At 64.3% G+C, this 14,637-nt stretch carries 15 protein-coding genes; 7 read left to right on the top strand and 8 right to left on the bottom strand.

From position 1 onward, the window contains the following. Positions 1–38 precede the first annotated feature (38 nt). A complete protein-coding gene (locus AC04PT_RS15520; protein WP_482874630.1) occupies positions 39–2,066 on the top strand; it encodes an FAD-dependent oxidoreductase in 2,028 nt (675 codons plus the stop codon). 60 nt (positions 2,067–2,126) lie between these two features. Here the strand turns inward: AC04PT_RS15520 and AC04PT_RS15515 are convergent, their stop codons facing one another. Further along, positions 2,127–3,203 carry a PRC-barrel domain-containing protein gene (locus AC04PT_RS15515; RefSeq protein WP_482874629.1) on the bottom strand — a complete coding sequence of 359 codons (1,077 nt, stop codon included), beginning with the start codon at positions 3,201–3,203 and terminating at the stop codon, positions 2,127–2,129. Positions 3,204–3,468: 265 nt separating this feature from the next. On the opposite strand from AC04PT_RS15515, the gene AC04PT_RS15510 reads away from it, so the two are divergent. Next, complete coding sequence (locus AC04PT_RS15510) at positions 3,469–4,029, top strand: type 1 glutamine amidotransferase domain-containing protein (protein ID WP_482874628.1); 561 nt, start codon at positions 3,469–3,471, stop codon at positions 4,027–4,029. Positions 4,030–4,050: 21 nt separating this feature from the next. On the opposite strand, the gene AC04PT_RS15505 is transcribed toward AC04PT_RS15510, so the two are convergent. Then, on the bottom strand, positions 4,051–4,299 hold the full coding sequence (locus AC04PT_RS15505; protein WP_482874627.1) for a VOC family protein: 249 nt from the start codon (positions 4,297–4,299) through the stop codon (positions 4,051–4,053). 106 nt (positions 4,300–4,405) lie between these two features. After that, a complete protein-coding gene (locus AC04PT_RS15500) occupies positions 4,406–4,846 on the bottom strand; it encodes a DUF4399 domain-containing protein (RefSeq protein ID WP_482874626.1) in 441 nt (146 codons plus the stop codon). Positions 4,847–5,046: 200 nt separating this feature from the next. Between AC04PT_RS15500 and AC04PT_RS15495 the strand changes: the two genes are divergently transcribed. Then, positions 5,047–5,952, top strand: a complete 906-nt coding sequence (locus AC04PT_RS15495) for a LysR family transcriptional regulator (RefSeq protein WP_482874625.1) — start codon at positions 5,047–5,049, stop codon at positions 5,950–5,952. A gap of 72 nt (positions 5,953–6,024) precedes the next feature. Here AC04PT_RS15495 and AC04PT_RS15490 read toward each other — a convergent pair whose 3' ends face one another. Next, positions 6,025–6,399, bottom strand: a complete 375-nt coding sequence (locus AC04PT_RS15490; RefSeq protein WP_482874624.1) for an HIT domain-containing protein — start codon at positions 6,397–6,399, stop codon at positions 6,025–6,027. 9 nt (positions 6,400–6,408) lie between these two features. Continuing rightward, entirely contained in the window at positions 6,409–7,986 is a 1,578-nt protein-coding gene (locus AC04PT_RS15485) for a DUF5928 domain-containing protein (protein ID WP_482874623.1), read from the bottom strand. Between the two features lie 137 nt (positions 7,987–8,123). Here AC04PT_RS15485 and AC04PT_RS15480 point away from each other — a divergent pair, with 137 nt between their 5' ends. Continuing rightward, a complete protein-coding gene (locus tag AC04PT_RS15480) occupies positions 8,124–8,942 on the top strand; it encodes a sulfotransferase family protein (protein ID WP_482874622.1) in 819 nt (272 codons plus the stop codon). A 138-nt stretch (positions 8,943–9,080) separates the two neighbouring features. On the opposite strand, the gene AC04PT_RS15475 is transcribed toward AC04PT_RS15480, so the two are convergent. Next, on the bottom strand, positions 9,081–10,073 hold the full coding sequence (locus AC04PT_RS15475) for an adenosine kinase (RefSeq protein WP_482874621.1): 993 nt from the start codon (positions 10,071–10,073) through the stop codon (positions 9,081–9,083). Further along, the gene (gene nth / locus AC04PT_RS15470; RefSeq protein ID WP_482874620.1) at positions 10,070–10,714 is read right to left on the bottom strand and encodes an endonuclease III; all 645 of its coding nucleotides are present in this window, start codon (positions 10,712–10,714) and stop codon (positions 10,070–10,072) included. Before nth ends, AC04PT_RS15475 begins: the two co-directional genes overlap by 4 nt. 93 nt (positions 10,715–10,807) lie before the next feature. Here nth and AC04PT_RS15465 point away from each other — a divergent pair, with 93 nt between their 5' ends. The 3 genes from AC04PT_RS15465 (at position 10,808) to AC04PT_RS15455 (ending at position 13,191) form a co-directional block, all read left to right on the top strand. Continuing rightward, positions 10,808–11,647, top strand: a complete 840-nt coding sequence (locus tag AC04PT_RS15465) for a methylated-DNA--[protein]-cysteine S-methyltransferase (protein ID WP_482874619.1) — start codon at positions 10,808–10,810, stop codon at positions 11,645–11,647. A 202-nt stretch (positions 11,648–11,849) separates the two neighbouring features. After that, on the top strand, positions 11,850–12,503 hold the full coding sequence (locus AC04PT_RS15460; RefSeq protein ID WP_482874618.1) for a YiaD family glycine zipper/OmpA-like lipoprotein: 654 nt from the start codon (positions 11,850–11,852) through the stop codon (positions 12,501–12,503). A gap of 133 nt (positions 12,504–12,636) precedes the next feature. After that, entirely contained in the window at positions 12,637–13,191 is a 555-nt protein-coding gene (locus AC04PT_RS15455) for an NADPH-dependent FMN reductase (RefSeq protein WP_482874617.1), read from the top strand. A 3-nt stretch (positions 13,192–13,194) separates the two neighbouring features. Here AC04PT_RS15455 and AC04PT_RS15450 read toward each other — a convergent pair whose 3' ends face one another. Next, on the bottom strand, positions 13,195–14,628 hold the full coding sequence (locus AC04PT_RS15450) for an aldehyde dehydrogenase family protein (protein ID WP_482874616.1): 1,434 nt from the start codon (positions 14,626–14,628) through the stop codon (positions 13,195–13,197). Positions 14,629–14,637: the final 9 nt, after the last annotated feature.

Raw genomic sequence — 14,637 nt, 5'->3', positions numbered from 1 at the left:
TGATCCGGTGACCTCCGCCGCGAAAGAGGAGGCCGCCGATGACCCGCTACCCCAACCTGTTCCGCCCGCTCGACCTGGGCCACACGACGCTGAAGAACCGGGTTCTGATGGGCTCGATGCACACCGGGCTGGAAGAGACCAAGGACTGGAACCGTGTGGCCGAGTTCTATGCCGCACGCGCCCGGGGCGGCGTGGCGCTGATGGTGACCGGCGGTATGGCGCCCTCGCGCGAAGGCGGGGTGTTTCCCGGCGCGGCGGGCCTGTTCAACGATCAGGACATTGCCAATCACCGCGTGGTGACCGACCGGGTGCATGCCGCGGGCGGCAAGATCGCTATGCAGATCCTGCACGCCGGGCGTTATGCCTATGGGCCCGAATGCGTCGGCCCCAGCCCGATCAAGTCGCCGATTTCGCCGTTCCCGCCGAAGGAGCTGGACGAGGAGGGCATCGAGAAGCAGATCGGCGATTTCGTGACCGCTGCCGTGCGCGCGAAAGAGGCGGGCTATGACGGGGTCGAGGTGATGGGGTCGGAAGGCTATTTCATTAATCAGTTCATCGTCACCCATACCAACAAGCGCACCGACCGCTGGGGCGGCAGCTACGAAAACCGCATCCGCCTGCCGATCGAGGTGGTCCGCCGCGTGCGCGAGGCTGTCGGCACGGATTTCATCATCATCTATCGTCTGAGCATGATCGACCTTGTGCCCAATGGTTCGACCCATGAAGAGGTGGTGCAACTCGCGCAGGAGATCGAGAAGGCCGGCGCCGATATCCTGAACACCGGGATCGGCTGGCACGAGGCGCGGATCCCGACGATCGCCACCAGCGTGCCGCGCGCGGCCTTTGCCTGGGTCACGAAAAAGCTGATGGGAAAGGTGGGCATCCCGGTGATCACCTCGAACCGGATCAATACACCCGAGGTGGCCGAGGAAGTGCTGGCCGAGAATTGCGCCGACATGGTTTCGATGGCGCGGCCATTCCTGGCCGACCCGGCCTTTGTCGCCAAGGCCAAAGCGGGTGACGCCGGGCTGATCGCGCCCTGCATCGCCTGTAACCAGGCCTGTCTAGATCATACGTTCAGCGGCAAGATCTCGACCTGTCTGGTCAACCCGCGTGCCTGCCACGAGACCGAGCTGGTCATCACCCCGGCCGAGACGACGAAGACCGTCGCGGTGGTGGGGGCAGGACCCGCGGGACTGTCGGCGGCGATCACGGCGGCGGAGCGGGGGCACAAGGTGACCCTCTTCGATCAGGCGGACGAGTTGGGCGGTCAGCTCAACATGGCCAAGCGCATTCCCGGCAAGGAAGAGTTCATCGGTTTTGTCGAGTGGTACGGCCGGATGGTCGAGGCGGCCGGCGTTACAGTGAAGCTGGGGCAGCGGGTCGAGGTCGACGCTCTGCAAGGCTTCGACGAGGTGATCATCGCTACCGGCGTCACCCCGCGCGACCCGCAGATCGAAGGGCAGGACGGTCCCAACGTGCTGTCCTATATCGACGTGCTGCGCGGCGGGGCCGAGGTGGGCCAACGCGTGGCCGTGGTGGGCGCGGGCGGGATCGGCTTCGACGTGTCTGAATACCTGATCGAGGAAGGCCAGTCGCCGACGCTTGATCTGCAGGAGTGGCTGGCGGAATGGGGCGTGACGGACCCCGAGGCCGCACGCGGCGGGCTGGCGCCGGAGGGGCCGCAGCCGGAGAAGCCGAAGCGCCAAGTCGTGCTGTTGCAGCGCAAGCAGGAGCGGCCGGGCAAGCGGCTGGGCAAGACGACGGGCTGGATTCACCGGGCGACGTTAAAGATGAAGGCGGTCGATATGCGGGCCGGCGTCAATTACGAGCGGATCACCGACGAAGGGCTCTGGATCAGCACGGGCGAGGCGCGCGAGAACCCCCAGCTTCTGGAGGTCGATACCGTGGTGCTCTGTGCCGGGCAGGTGCCGGAACGGTCGCTGGCCGATCAACTCGAGGCGAACGGCGTGACCTGTCACGTCATCGGCGGTGCCGACGTCGCGGCGGAGCTGGACGCGAAAAGGGCGATCAATCAGGGAACGCGGCTCGCGGCGGCCCTCTGAGGCACGAAAAAAGCCGCCGGGGATAACCCCGGCGGCCCATTTGCGGTCAAACCGACCGGATCACTCCATGGTGACCAGTTCGTTGATGGTGGTCGCGCGCTCGTCGGTGCGGACTTCGTCTTCGTTGAACTCCGGCATGTTCTCAAGCTCGGCTTCCGAATCCTGCGGCAGGTAGACTTCGCCGTCACGGACGTTCAGACGGTCGATCGGCAGGGCAATCTGGCGCTCGCCGAGGCCGAGGAAACCACCCATGCCGATGATGGCGACGGCGGTTTCGCCGCGCACGCCGATCACTTCGATTTCACCGACGTCTTCGCCGTCTTCGCTAATGACACGCAGACCGATCAGGTCCTGGATTTCCATCTGGCTGAGCGGGTTGGCGGACAGGCGTTCCTGATAGGCGGTCCGATCTTCGTCCGAGGACATGTTGCCGGCGTCGTCGGTGTTGTAACCGGCGATGTTGACCTGTGCATCGCGCTGTTCGACGTTGACTTCAGCTTCATCCTGCTCGGTCACGCGCACTTCGGCGTCTTCCTCGGCGGGCCGGACGTTCACGTCGGCGCCTTCGGATTGTTCGACGTTCACCTGCGGATCGGCCTGCTTGATCGACACTTCGGCCTCTTCGGCAGCATTCACCGATACGTCGGGCTCGGCCGACTGGATGCTGACCTGCGGCTCCGATTCCTCGATGGTGATCTTGGGTTCCGGACGCACGAAGCGGACAACCGGCTCGGGTTGCTGGACGCGGACCTCGGGTTCGCCACTGTCGACGTCGACTTGCGGTTCGGGCATGCGGACGGTGACGACCGGCTCGGGGATGGTTACGGTCACGATCGGCTGGCCCTGCTCGACGGTGATGATCGGAGCGACCTGCTGGACCGTGACCTGCGGTTCGGGGACTTCGACGGTGATCTCGGGCTGTGCCTGTTCGACGGTAACCTCGGGCGCTGCCTGGTTCACGCTGACATCCGGCTCAGGCACGGTGACGTCAACGGTCGGGTCTTCCTGTTCAACCACGACCTGGCCGCCCTGGGCCTGGATCGCGGTGGTGTTGTCGTCGGTTTCGGTGGCGGTCTGCGCAAAGGCAAGGCTTGTGGCCATCGCGCTGACAGCCACGGAACCAAGCAGGGTTTTCATCGGAGATTTCATTGTGCTTCCTCATGTTGAGCCAGCCTGACGCGAGGAAGTGAGTGGACCTCCCGACGACCGTGACCGGCGACTCTGGTGTTGCAGCACTGTCGTCTGGGCGAACTGCCCGCACTCGTGCATTCAGGACTTGGTAAACAAGTGAGACGTCGGTCTGTTCCAGTCAATTTTTGCCGCTGGAGCTGCGCGGAATGTGATGGAACGCCGTGGGCGCGGGTGACGTTGACCCAGCCGTAACAAGTGAAGGAGGCTAAAGATGCCCAATATCGAAAGCGCCAAGATCCTGATCGTTTCGACACACGGTTTCGAACAATCCGAACTGGAATTTCCGCGCGACCAATTGCGCGCGAAGGGTGCGGCGGTCGCTGTCGCCACGCTGGACGGCAAGGCCATCACTGGTTGGGAAGGCAAGGACTGGGGCCGCGAGGCCGAGGCCGACCTGAAGGTTTCGGATGCGCGGGTCGATGACTATGACGCCATCGTCATTCCCGGTGGCCAGATCAACCCCGACCTGCTGCGCGTCGAGGACGACGTGGTGTCGCGGGTCAAGTCGTTCCACGAGGCCGGTAAGGTGATTGCCGCCGTGTGCCATGGCCCCTGGGTGCTGGTCGAGGCCGGCATCCTGAAGGACCGCGACGTGACCTCTTATCCGTCGATCAAAACCGACGTAAAGAACGCCGGCGGCAAATGGCAGGACGCGGAAGTTGTGGCCGACAACGGCATCGTCACCTCGCGCCAGCCGGAAGACCTGAAGGCCTTCGTGTCGAAGATCGTCGAAGAGATCGAAGAGGGCAAACACGAGCGCCACGCCGCGTGACGCCCTTGTACCGGTGGCGGATCAACCCGCCGCCGGTTGCCACAGTTCGATGGCGTTACCGTCGGGATCGTGGACACGGGCGAAGCGGCCGATCTGTGGGTCGTCCCACTCGGCCCGTGTCTCGACTGCGATATCCGCCGTGCGCAGCTTGGCGATCATCGCGTCCAGATCCCCCACCCGAAAATTGAGCATCACCTGCTGGCCGGACGGGAAATAGTCGCTGTCCTGCCGGAACGGCGCGAACACGGTGGCCCCCCCGCCTGCGTCCATATCGACATCCCGGTGTCGAGGCCGAGGTGCGCACTGTACCAAGCCGCCAGGGCATCGGCATCGGAGGATCGGATGAAGACGCCGCCGATGCCCGTCACCCGCTCCATCATTCCACCGTGATGTTGATGACGTCCGAGGTGACGGGGGGATTGTGCGGAACATGGCCGTGATCGCCCAAGACCAGCTGCAGCCGGTGCGTGCCCGGCGGCAGGTCGAGCATCACCTCGGTCTGACCGCCGCCGAAATGCATGTGGTTCTCGTCCGAGGGCAGGCCGTTCTGCAGCTCGGCTTCGCCTTCCTCGCCCTCACCCAGTTCGGGGCGGTTGACCAGCAGGTGGTGATGGCCGGTGTTTTCCTGCTCGACCCCGGCAGGGGCCACACCCATGCCCGACAGGCCGAAGATCACCTTGACCGGCGCGGTCAGAGTGGCGCCGTCCTCGGGGCTGACGAAATAGACCCGCGCCCCATGCGGGGACGGAGAGTCGCCCGCCCACGTCAGGCTGGCGGTGGCGCAGAATACTGCGGTCACAAGGCTGCGGGTGGACATCGGCGGCTCCTTTCGGATGTGGCGTTCTGCACCATTGGTTCCGCGACGTGGCAGGGCGTCAAGCAATTCCGCCCGGCTCGGCGCGTTTCCGCGAGCGCGACAGTCGTCTCTTAACCCCGATATTGTCAGGCACCGGCCCACATGCTGCCCCATTTCACCGTCATACCTGATCCTCGGGATGTCATAAACGAGGTACCTTCATGGACCGTCTGACCGAAATGGAAGCTTTCGCAACCGTCGTTGACCAAGGCGGATTCACCGATGCGGCCAAGAAAATGGGAATCTCGAAATCTGCCGTTTCGAAGCATGTCTCATCGCTTGAGGCGCGTCTTGGCGCACGCCTGCTGAACCGCACCACGCGCCGCGTCAGCCCGACCGAAATCGGTCTGGCCTACTATGACCGCGCCCGGCGTGTGCTGAACGACGCGGGCGAAGCGGACGCGCTTGTGACCTCGATGCAGTCGGCGCCGTCGGGGCTGCTGCGGATTTCCGTGGCCACCGATTTCGGCGTGAACCACATGTCGCCGATCCTGGGTGAATTCCTGTCAGAATTCCCCGATATCACGGTCAACATGGTGCTGAACAACCGCTACGTCGAGCTGATCTCGGAAGGCTTCGACATGGCCGTGCGCATCGGTGAGCTTGAGGACAGCACGCTGCGCGCCCGCAAGCTGACCGAAACCAACAAGCGCATGATCGCGAGCCCCGCCTACTTTGAAAAATACGGCCGGCCTCAGCGCATCGACGATCTGAACGAACACAAGCTGCTGCATTATTCAAACCAGTCCAGCGGCAACGTCTGGAAGGTGACCGCGCCCTCGGGCGAGAAGCGACAGGTGCGCACCGCCGGCTGGCTGAGCGTCAATGACGGGCAATCGCTGCTCAACGCCGCGATCGCGGGTCTCGGTATCGCCTATCTTCCGTCGTTCCTTTACGCCGAGGCGATGGACAAGGGGCTGGTGCAGGATGCGATCCCTGATCTTCCGGTCGAGACGCAGGGCATCTATGCGGTCTATCCGCCGGGACGTTTCACCCAGCCCAAGGTCCGCGCCTTCATTGACTTCCTCGTCCACGCCTTCGCCGACAAGGGTCCGACGGACTGGTGATACCGGTTTTTCGTGTGACGATTATCGCCCCCGGTCTTCGCGCCGGGGGTTTTTATGTCCAGCGGCCGCGCGTCACGCCGGTTGAAGCATCCGCCCCAGCACGCGCCCGCCAAGGATGTGGACGTGCAGGTGCGGCACCTCTTGCACTCCGTCACGGCCGGCGTTTGCGATCAGGCGGAAACCGCCTGCGTCCAGCGTCACGCCGCACATCTTGGCGACGGTCCCGACGGTGCGGGTGTAATCGACGATCTCGGCCTCGCTGGCCTCGAGCGCGAAGTGATCGAAGCTGACATAGGCGCCCTTTGGGATCACCAGCACGTGCGTCGGGGCCTGTGGAGTGATGTCCTTGAAGGCCAGCGAATGTTCGGTCTCGATCACGGTGTCATTGGGAATCTCGCCGCGCAGGATCTTGGCGAAGATGTTCTGGTCGTCGTAGGCATAGGCCATGGAGGGTCCTCAGTCGGCAAAAAGATGATCGGTGCGCGCAATCTCCAGCGCGGTTTCTGGCGGAACCTGCAGGAATTCGGCGATGGTCTTGGCATTCAGCTCCGGCCCGTCCCATTCGCGCACCTGGCCATGGTTGGCGAAGCGGGCGTCACGGATGGCTTCGCTTTCGAACAGCACGTCGTTGCGGATCGTCGGCAGCAGGCGGCGCAGCGCGTCGGGCTTGGTATGGTCGCCCGCCAGCCCCACGCGCTTGGCATGACCGACGAGGTATTCGTCGGTGAAATTGCACTGCACCTCCAGAAGCCGCGTCACCGACCGGTCGCCGTGGAAGTCCTGCAACAGGTCGAGGTTCGCCGGGTCGAGACAGACCATCAGCCGCTCGGTGTCGTAATAATCGAACAGCATCCGCATCAGCGCGCGGCGGTGACGGTGACGTTTGCCCATGGTCGACTGGATGCCGCCAAGATCGGGCAGGTCGCAGGATTCCTCGTTGAACAGGTACTCGACCGCCGGAATGTTGGTCTGCTGCTGGATGCGCCGGACCAGCCGCTTGGCGACGTGCCATTTCTTGCACACCACGATCAGCATCTCGCGGTCGCGGCCCAGAGAGCCTTCGTTCTCCCAGAAGCGCGGCGCGAACCGACGGCCTTCACGGCCCCGGTTGCTGAGAAAGTGGAACAGGCTGCGGCCTTCGTCCGAGATCTGGAACTCGGTCCCTTCCGAGGAATAGAGCACACCCAGCCGCCGCTTCAGCTCCTGCGCCTCGGGGCTGATCTTGCGGGCGAACAGGTAATCCTGGCTGAGCAGCAGATCGTAATGATCGTTGTAGAAGCTGACCGGCATGCCGTAGTCCGAGAACAGCAGGAAGGTCAGCGTGCGGCAGCGGATCTCGTCCTCCGGAACGAGATGGCGCACGAGGGTCTGAAAGAACGTCTCGTCCGGGATCCAGGTGGTGCGAAAAAACCGCATGACGTCGCGTCGTTCGTGGGTGAAGCTCAGGATCCATTCGATGGTTCGGCGGCGCAGGCACCACCACTGGCTGCCGATCATGACCTGAAGGTCGTGCGGCACCTCGCGTTGAAGGCCCAGCCGCTTCTGCAGGTTCATCGACGCGTAGAACAGCGCCTTGTTCTCGCGCTCGTTGAAGTAGTGGCGGTAGATCAGCCGTTCGGCCTGAATGCCGGTCTTGATCCAGTCGCTTTCGAAAAAATCGAAGCTTTCGATGAAGTCGAATTCGTTGTCGTCCAGAAACTCATGGGTGTATTCCGCCGACTTGATCGCCATGCAATCGCCTGAAAGCATGTAGAAATGTGTGGCTTTCGGAAACGCCTCGACCGCCGCCTCGACGGCGTTCAGCGTGGCCTGCACGAGGCTCCATTCGCCCCAGCCGCACTTGATCCGCTTTTTCGCGAACGTCACCCTGTCGTTGCCGTCAAGCGCCTTGCGGATGCGATCATAGGCCGCCTTCGGCGCGCGCGCGTCGAAGTGGATCGACATGAAGTCGTCCTTCGCCGTCAGCCGCTGGGCCTGCTTGATGATGGCCTCGGGGTCCTTGTGACAAAGCAATATAAAGGCGATCCTGGCCATGCCTGTGCGCGATATTCCTCAGTTCCTGCCCGGGTATCAGCTAATGCTGAATCCCTGTTGAATAAACATGCTTTATTCAGAATTTCAAAGCAGTCTATAACGAATGCAACAACAAGGGCGGCAGGAGGCGGCAGACCGTGGGCTTTCCCGGGACATGGATGACAGAGAGCGAAAGCGTGGTCTACCGGGTGGTGCCGAAATGTGCCTGCTCGACCATCGGCCAGATCCTGTATTATTCGGACCACGGCGAATTCTTCGACGGTGACATCCACGACGCCACCGATGGCCTGCACAAATGGGCGCGCGAGGAAAGCCAGCAGGTCATCAACGCCAACGTCAAGACCCACGCGGCCTATGCCTTTACCTGCGTGCGCAATCCCTACACCCGCGTCCTGTCGTCGTTCTTCGACAAGATTTGCGGCATCCAACGCAACGGCAACCGATATCGCGGCAACCTGGTGCCGATGGTGATCCAGAAATACGGCATCGACGTCGGCGGCGAAGACGGCAAGGGCGAGTTCGACCAGATCGCCAGCTTCCGCCGCTTCCTGCTGTTTGCGCGCGACACCATCAAGTTCCGCAAGCCGATGGACCCGGACATCCACTGGTCGGCGACCAGCGGCCACGTGTCGACCTTCATCTGCAATGGCGGCCGCTACGACAAGATCATCTGGACTGAGAGGTTCAACGACGGCATGGCCGACGTGCTGGCCGCGGTCGAGACCCCGCACGCCGTCGATCTGGAGCAGATCCCGCGCTTCAACGAAAGCGAAGGCCATGGCCCCAAGCGCCTGCACCCGGTCGAGGATTATTTCGACGACCTGTCGATGCATCTGGTCTACGAGATGTACAAACGCGACTTCGAGGTCTTCAAGTACGATCCCTCGGACCCCTCGAACAAGCACCCGGTGGGCGAAATTGACCTCGACGAGGTGCACGCCAAGTTGGGGGAGTGACGCCCCGCGCGGGGGTCGACACGCATGTCCCGCAAGCGCCGCAGTCCCGGACCTGATCCGGGACCTCTTGTGCAACGCGTGCGGTGAGATCCCGGGTCACGCCCGGGACGCGGTGCGGACTTCCGTTGGTTCCGCGGGTTACCTGGCCAGGCCGGCCGCCTCGAACACCTGTTTCAGGTCGGTCTCGGCGCGCGGGCCCATATGGCGGATGACCTCGCCCGCCACGGTGCAGCCCATCCGCCCACACGTCTGCATGTCTTGTCCCGAGGCCAGCCCGTAGAGGAAGCCCGCCGCGAACCCGTCGCCCGCGCCGGTGGCATCGACAGGCACGATGCGCTGCACACCGACTTCGGTCCGCACGCCGTCCGCCAGGATCGTCACGCCCTCGCCCGACCGGGTACAGGCCACCAGCGGACAGATCGCCGAGACCTGCGCCAGCGCTTGCTCAAGGTTATCGCTTTGGTAAAGCGAGCGGATCTCGGCCTCGTTGCCGATCACGTAGTCCAGTTCGTCTTCGATCAGACGCAGGAAATCCGCCCGGTGCCGCTCGACGCAGAACGGATCGGAGATGGCGATGCCCGCCTTGCCGCCCGCGGCGCGGCAGGCCCTTGCCATGCGGGTGAAGGCCTCTTTTCCCTTGTCCTTGTCGAACAGGTAGCCCTCAAGAAAGACAATTTCGGCATTGCGGGCCACGTCCTCGTCGACGTCCTCGGGGCCCAGTTCGGCGGAAATTCCGAGGTAGGTGTTCATCGACCGCTCGCCATCCGGCGAGACGAAGATCATGCTGCGCGAGGTTGGCAGCTGGTCGCCCGGCACCGGCGTGTTGACGAAGGTGGTGCCGGTCGTCTCCATGGCGTCAGCGTAGAACCGGCCTAGCGCGTCGTCGTGCACCTTGCCGACAAAGGCAGTGCGCAAGCCGAGGTTGCCAATCCCGGCCATGGTATTGGCCACCGAGCCCCCGGCCGCCTGCTTGCGTTCGCCCATGGCACCATAGAGCAGCTCGGCGCGTTCGCGTTCGATCAGCTGCATGATGCCCTTGTGGATGCCCATGTGATCGAGGAAGGAATCGTCGGCCTGGGTCAGCACGTCCACGACGGCGTTGCCGATGCCGACAACCTGATAGGTTTTCATAGGGTCTTGTCCTCGTATAGGCAGAGATCGCGGATCAGGCAGGCGGCACAGGCCGGCTTGCGGGCCTTGCAGGTATAGCGGCCGTGCAGGATCAGCCAGTGATGGGCGTGCAGTTGATAGTCGGCAGGGATGTTATCCTCGATGGCGCGTTCGACGGCGTCGACGTCCTTGCCCGGGCAGATGCCGGTCCGGTTGCCGACGCGGAAAATATGGGTGTCCACCGCCTGCGCGGGCTGGCGCCACCACATGTTCAGCACCACGTTGGCGGTTTTGCGGCCCACCCCGGGCAGCGAGACCAGCGCCGCGCGGCTGTTGGGCACCTCGCCACCGTATTGGTCGACAAGGATGCGGCTCAGCTTGATGACGTTCTTGGCCTTGTTGCGGTAAAGGCCGATGGTCTTGATATGTTCGATCAGGCCCTCTTCGCCGAGGTCGAGCATCTTCTGCGGCGTGTCGGCGATCCTGAACAGGGCGCGCGTCGCCTTGTTGACGCCGGCGTCGGTGGCCTGAGCCGAGAGGGCCACCGCCACAACCAGCGTATAGGCATTGACGTGTTCCAGTTCGCCCTTGGGCTCGGGCTCCGCAGCATGAAAGCGGTCGAAGATCTCGCGGATCGTGTGGTAATCGAGCTGTCTGGCCATGGCGGGGTCTATGGCGCAGGGCGGCGGGAAGCGCAACATTCGGGTCGCAGGGCCGGGCACGGGTGCCTAGATTGAGGTCAAAGGAGCACGCCAATGACGGTTCAGGAAAACGGCTATCACTATCAGGTCATGCGCCGCGCCATCGACTTGATCGACCACAGCGCCGCGCCGCTGACGCTTGAACAGTTGGCGTCCGAGATGAACATGTCGCCGGCGCATTTCCAGCGGCTGTTCTCACGCTGGGTGGGCGTGTCACCGAAGCGGTATCAGCAGTACCTGTCTCTGGGCCATGCCAAGGCGCTGTTGCGTGAGCGTTTCACCACGCTCGAGGCGGCGGACGCGGCGGGGCTTTCGGGCGGCGGGCGGCTGCACGACCTGTTCCTGCGGTGGGAGGCGATGAGCCCCGGCGACTATGCCCGTGGCGGCGCCGGGCTGACGATCTTCTGGGGTTGGTTCGACAGCCCGTTTGGCCGCGCCTTGATCATGGGCACCGACAAGGGGCTCTGCGGTCTGGGCTTCGCCGCCGAGATGGGCGAGGCCGCCTGCATGGAGGACCTGCGCGCGCGCTGGCCCGAGGCTGCCTATGTCGAGGCGCCGGAGCGACTTGCGCCATGGGTCGGGGCCGCGTTCGGAGAGGTCGCGGATGGCGAGACGCCGCTTTTCCTGATCGGCGCGCCGTTCCAGATAAAGGTCTGGGAGGCGCTTCTGTCGATCCCGTCGGGTCAGGTGACGACCTATTCCGAGATTGCCCAGTCCATTGGCGCGCCCCGCGCGGTGCGCGCGGTGGGGACGGCGGTCGGGCGCAACCCGATCTCGTGGTTGATCCCGTGTCACCGGGCATTGCGAAAATCGGGTGCACTGGGGGGCTATCACTGGGGGCTGCCGGTGAAGCGGGCGTTGCTGGCCTATGAATCGGCGCGGGCCGAGGCTTGAGCGCCGTGCCACACGAACGGCGCTGCATCGGGACGTCCCGGCGCAGCCATGCGCTCGCTCCGGGGCTGTCCGGTCGGGGCGAAAGGCCGCCGTTTGGCAAACATCCGCCGATTAGCCCTTGCACGAAGTTGTGACGGGTAGCAGTCTCCGCGCCAGTGTATAGCGCGTCGCGACGCGATATCGCGGAACAAGAGGCAAACGAATGAAACTTCTGAATAAACCCATCCTTCTGGCAACCGCCACCACCCTCGGTCTGGCGGCCTGTACCACGCAAGGCCCGAACCAGAACCAGAACGCCCGCGCTGGTGCGATCCTGGGCGGTCTGGCCGGCGCAGCCGCTGGTGCGGCCGTTGGCGGCAACGAGGTCGAGAAGCGCAACCGCATCATCGGCGGCGCGATCGTCGGCGCCGGTGCCGGCGCCGTGATCGGCAACCAGCTTGACCAGCAAGAGCAGGCGCTGCGCGACGCGATCCAGAACCCCAACATCAAGATCGTCAACACCGGCGACCGACTGATCGTCACCATGCCGAACGACATCCTGTTCGCCGTGGACGACGCCAGCCTGCGCCCCGGACTGCAAGCCGACCTGCGGGCGGCGGCGGGCGTGCTGAACAACTACCCGAATTCCACCATTCAGGTGATCGGCCACACCGACAGCGACGGCGAGGCATCCTACAACATCGGCCTGTCGCAGCGCCGGGCGCAATCGGTCGCCAACGTTCTGACCGCCTCGGGTGTGTCGGGCGCGCGGATCCAGACCATCGGTCGCGGCGAAAGCCAGCCGGTCGCCGACAACCTGACGGCTGCCGGCAAGGCGCAGAACCGCCGGGTCGAGATCGTGATCCTGCCGAACTGATCCCGGTCGGCTGAAAGACATCGCCCCGGTCCGCGCCACGCGCGGGCCGGGGTTTTTCATGCCGGGTGGCTTGCGCCTTGCCATTTGGCCGTTTCACGGTAGGTCCGTGGCCAAGGGCAGGGAACGGCGCATCATGACAAACCTTCTGGGCATCTCCGGATCACTCCGGCGCGATTCGGCCAATACCAAGCTGATGCGCGAGGCGCTGCGCCTGTTCGGAGAAGCCCGCACCGCAGAGGCCGACCTGCACCTGCCGCTTTACGACGGAGACCTCGAGACGTCGCAGGGCATCCCGCCGGAGGTCCAGCGTCTCGCCGATCAGATCGCCGTCGCCGACGCGGTGGTCATTTCCGGACCCGAATACAACAAGGGCCTTTCCGGCGTGCTGAAGAACGCGCTCGACTGGGTCAGCCGGGCCGAGGGCAAACCCTTGGCCGGCAAGCCCGTGGCGATCATGTCGGCGGCGGCAGGCCGCGCCGGGGGCGAGCGCACGCAGACCATGCTGCGCGCCTGCCTCGTGCCGTTCCGCACCCGCATCCTGCAGGGGCCCGAGGTGCTGGTGGCACAGGGCCGCGACCAGTTCAACGACGCCGGGCGCCTGACCAGCGAGCGCTATGAGAAAACTCTGCGCACCCTGATGGAGGCGCTGCGCGATGAAGTCATGCGCGGCGCCCCGCGGGATGGGTGATCTTCACCCATCATCCTTCGACCAGCCGGACACCGCCTTGACCTCGAGGAACTCCTCGATCCCGTAGGTGCCGCCTTCGCGCCCGTTGCCCGACTGCTTGTAACCGCCGAAAGGCGATCCCTTGGCGAAGCCCTGGCCGTTGGTCTCGATCATCCCCGCACGCAGGCGCCGCGCCACCCGGCGGCGCTTGTCGTCGTCTTCGGTCTGCACGTAGTCCGCCAACCCGTAGGGGGTGTCGTTGGCGATGCGGATCGCCTCGTCCTCGGTGTCGAAGGGCAGAATCGACAGCACCGGGCCGAAGATCTCTTCCTGCGCGATGGTCATGTCGTTGGTCACGTCCGCAAACACCGTCGGGCGCACGAAGTAGCCGCGGTTCAACCCCTCTGGTCGGCCCGGTCCGCCAGCCACCAGCCGCGCTTCGCCCATGCCGGTCTCGATCAGCGCCTGGATCTTGTCGAACTGGGTTTTGGACACCACAGGCCCGATGAATTTGCCGGGGTCCGAGGCTGGTCCCACGCGCGTTTCCCCGGCCACCTTCGCGGCCACCTCTACCGCCTCGTCGTATTTCGAGCGTTCCACCAGCATTCGCGTCGGTGCGTTGCAGGATTGGCCCGAGTTGGCGAAACAGTGGCGCGCGCCGCGTTTTACCGCGCCGTCGTCGGCGTCGGCGAAGATGATGTTCGCGCCCTTGCCGCCCAGTTCCAGCGACACCCGCTTAAGTGTATCGGCCGCCGCTTTGGAAATCGCGATGCCCGCACGGGTCGAGCCGGTGAAGGAGATCATGTCGACATCCTTGTGTGCCGACAACTGGGATCCGACGCCCGCGCCATCGCCGTTCACCAGGTTGAAGGCCCCCTTGGGGAAGCCGGCCTCGTCGACGAATTCCGCGAAAAGCAGCGACGACAGAGGCGCGATCTCGGACGGTTTCAGCACCATGGTGCAGCCCGCCGCCAGCGCCGGAAAGACTTTCAGCACCACCTGGTTCATCGGCCAGTTCCACGGCGTGATCAGCCCGCAGACGCCGATGGGTTCCAGCAGGGTCTTCTCGGTCGCGGTGAAATCACGCTCGAACCGGAAATCCTTCAGCGCCTTTAGGAACCCGCTCATATGCCAAGTGCCCGCGCCGACCTGGTTGGCGTTGGCATAGTCGATCGGCGCGCCCATCTCCTTGCTGATTGCTGCGCCCATCTCGGCGGCCCGCGACTTGTAGATCCCGTAGAGCTTTTCCAGCAGCGCCACGCGGTCCTCGATGGGCGTAAAGGCCCAGTCGTCAAAGGCCGCCCGCGCCGCGGCGACGGCGGCATCGGTGTCGGCCTGACCGCCCAGCGAAATCACCGCACAGGGTTCTTCTGTCGAAGGGTCGATGACCTCGAAATCGTTGCGCGCGGCCGGGTCGACCCAGGCCCCGTCGATGTAGAACTGGCGTTTCTCGATCATTGGTTGACC

The sequence above is a fragment of the Litorisediminivivens sp. KMU-197 genome (assembly GCF_056858395.1).
Note: the sequence above shows the minus strand (reverse complement) of the source record. Positions and strands in the feature narration are given on the sequence as shown.

Coding starts and splice junctions, on each gene's coding strand:
- nth (WP_482874620.1), bottom strand. CDS start 10,714: ATGGCCAGACAGCTCGATTACCACACGATCCGCGAGATCTTCGACCGC.
- AC04PT_RS15495 (WP_482874625.1), top strand. CDS start 5,047: ATGGACCGTCTGACCGAAATGGAAGCTTTCGCAACCGTCGTTGACCAA.
- AC04PT_RS15485 (WP_482874623.1), bottom strand. CDS start 7,986: ATGGCCAGGATCGCCTTTATATTGCTTTGTCACAAGGACCCCGAGGCC.
- AC04PT_RS15520 (WP_482874630.1), top strand. CDS start 39: ATGACCCGCTACCCCAACCTGTTCCGCCCGCTCGACCTGGGCCACACG.
- AC04PT_RS15460 (WP_482874618.1), top strand. CDS start 11,850: ATGAAACTTCTGAATAAACCCATCCTTCTGGCAACCGCCACCACCCTC.
- AC04PT_RS15450 (WP_482874616.1), bottom strand. CDS start 14,628: ATGATCGAGAAACGCCAGTTCTACATCGACGGGGCCTGGGTCGACCCG.
- AC04PT_RS15515 (WP_482874629.1), bottom strand. CDS start 3,203: ATGAAAACCCTGCTTGGTTCCGTGGCTGTCAGCGCGATGGCCACAAGC.
- AC04PT_RS15500 (WP_482874626.1), bottom strand. CDS start 4,846: ATGTCCACCCGCAGCCTTGTGACCGCAGTATTCTGCGCCACCGCCAGC.
- AC04PT_RS15505 (WP_482874627.1), bottom strand. CDS start 4,299: ATGGACGCAGGCGGGGGGGCCACCGTGTTCGCGCCGTTCCGGCAGGAC.
- AC04PT_RS15490 (WP_482874624.1), bottom strand. CDS start 6,399: ATGGCCTATGCCTACGACGACCAGAACATCTTCGCCAAGATCCTGCGC.
- AC04PT_RS15455 (WP_482874617.1), top strand. CDS start 12,637: ATGACAAACCTTCTGGGCATCTCCGGATCACTCCGGCGCGATTCGGCC.
- AC04PT_RS15465 (WP_482874619.1), top strand. CDS start 10,808: ATGACGGTTCAGGAAAACGGCTATCACTATCAGGTCATGCGCCGCGCC.
- AC04PT_RS15475 (WP_482874621.1), bottom strand. CDS start 10,073: ATGAAAACCTATCAGGTTGTCGGCATCGGCAACGCCGTCGTGGACGTG.
- AC04PT_RS15510 (WP_482874628.1), top strand. CDS start 3,469: ATGCCCAATATCGAAAGCGCCAAGATCCTGATCGTTTCGACACACGGT.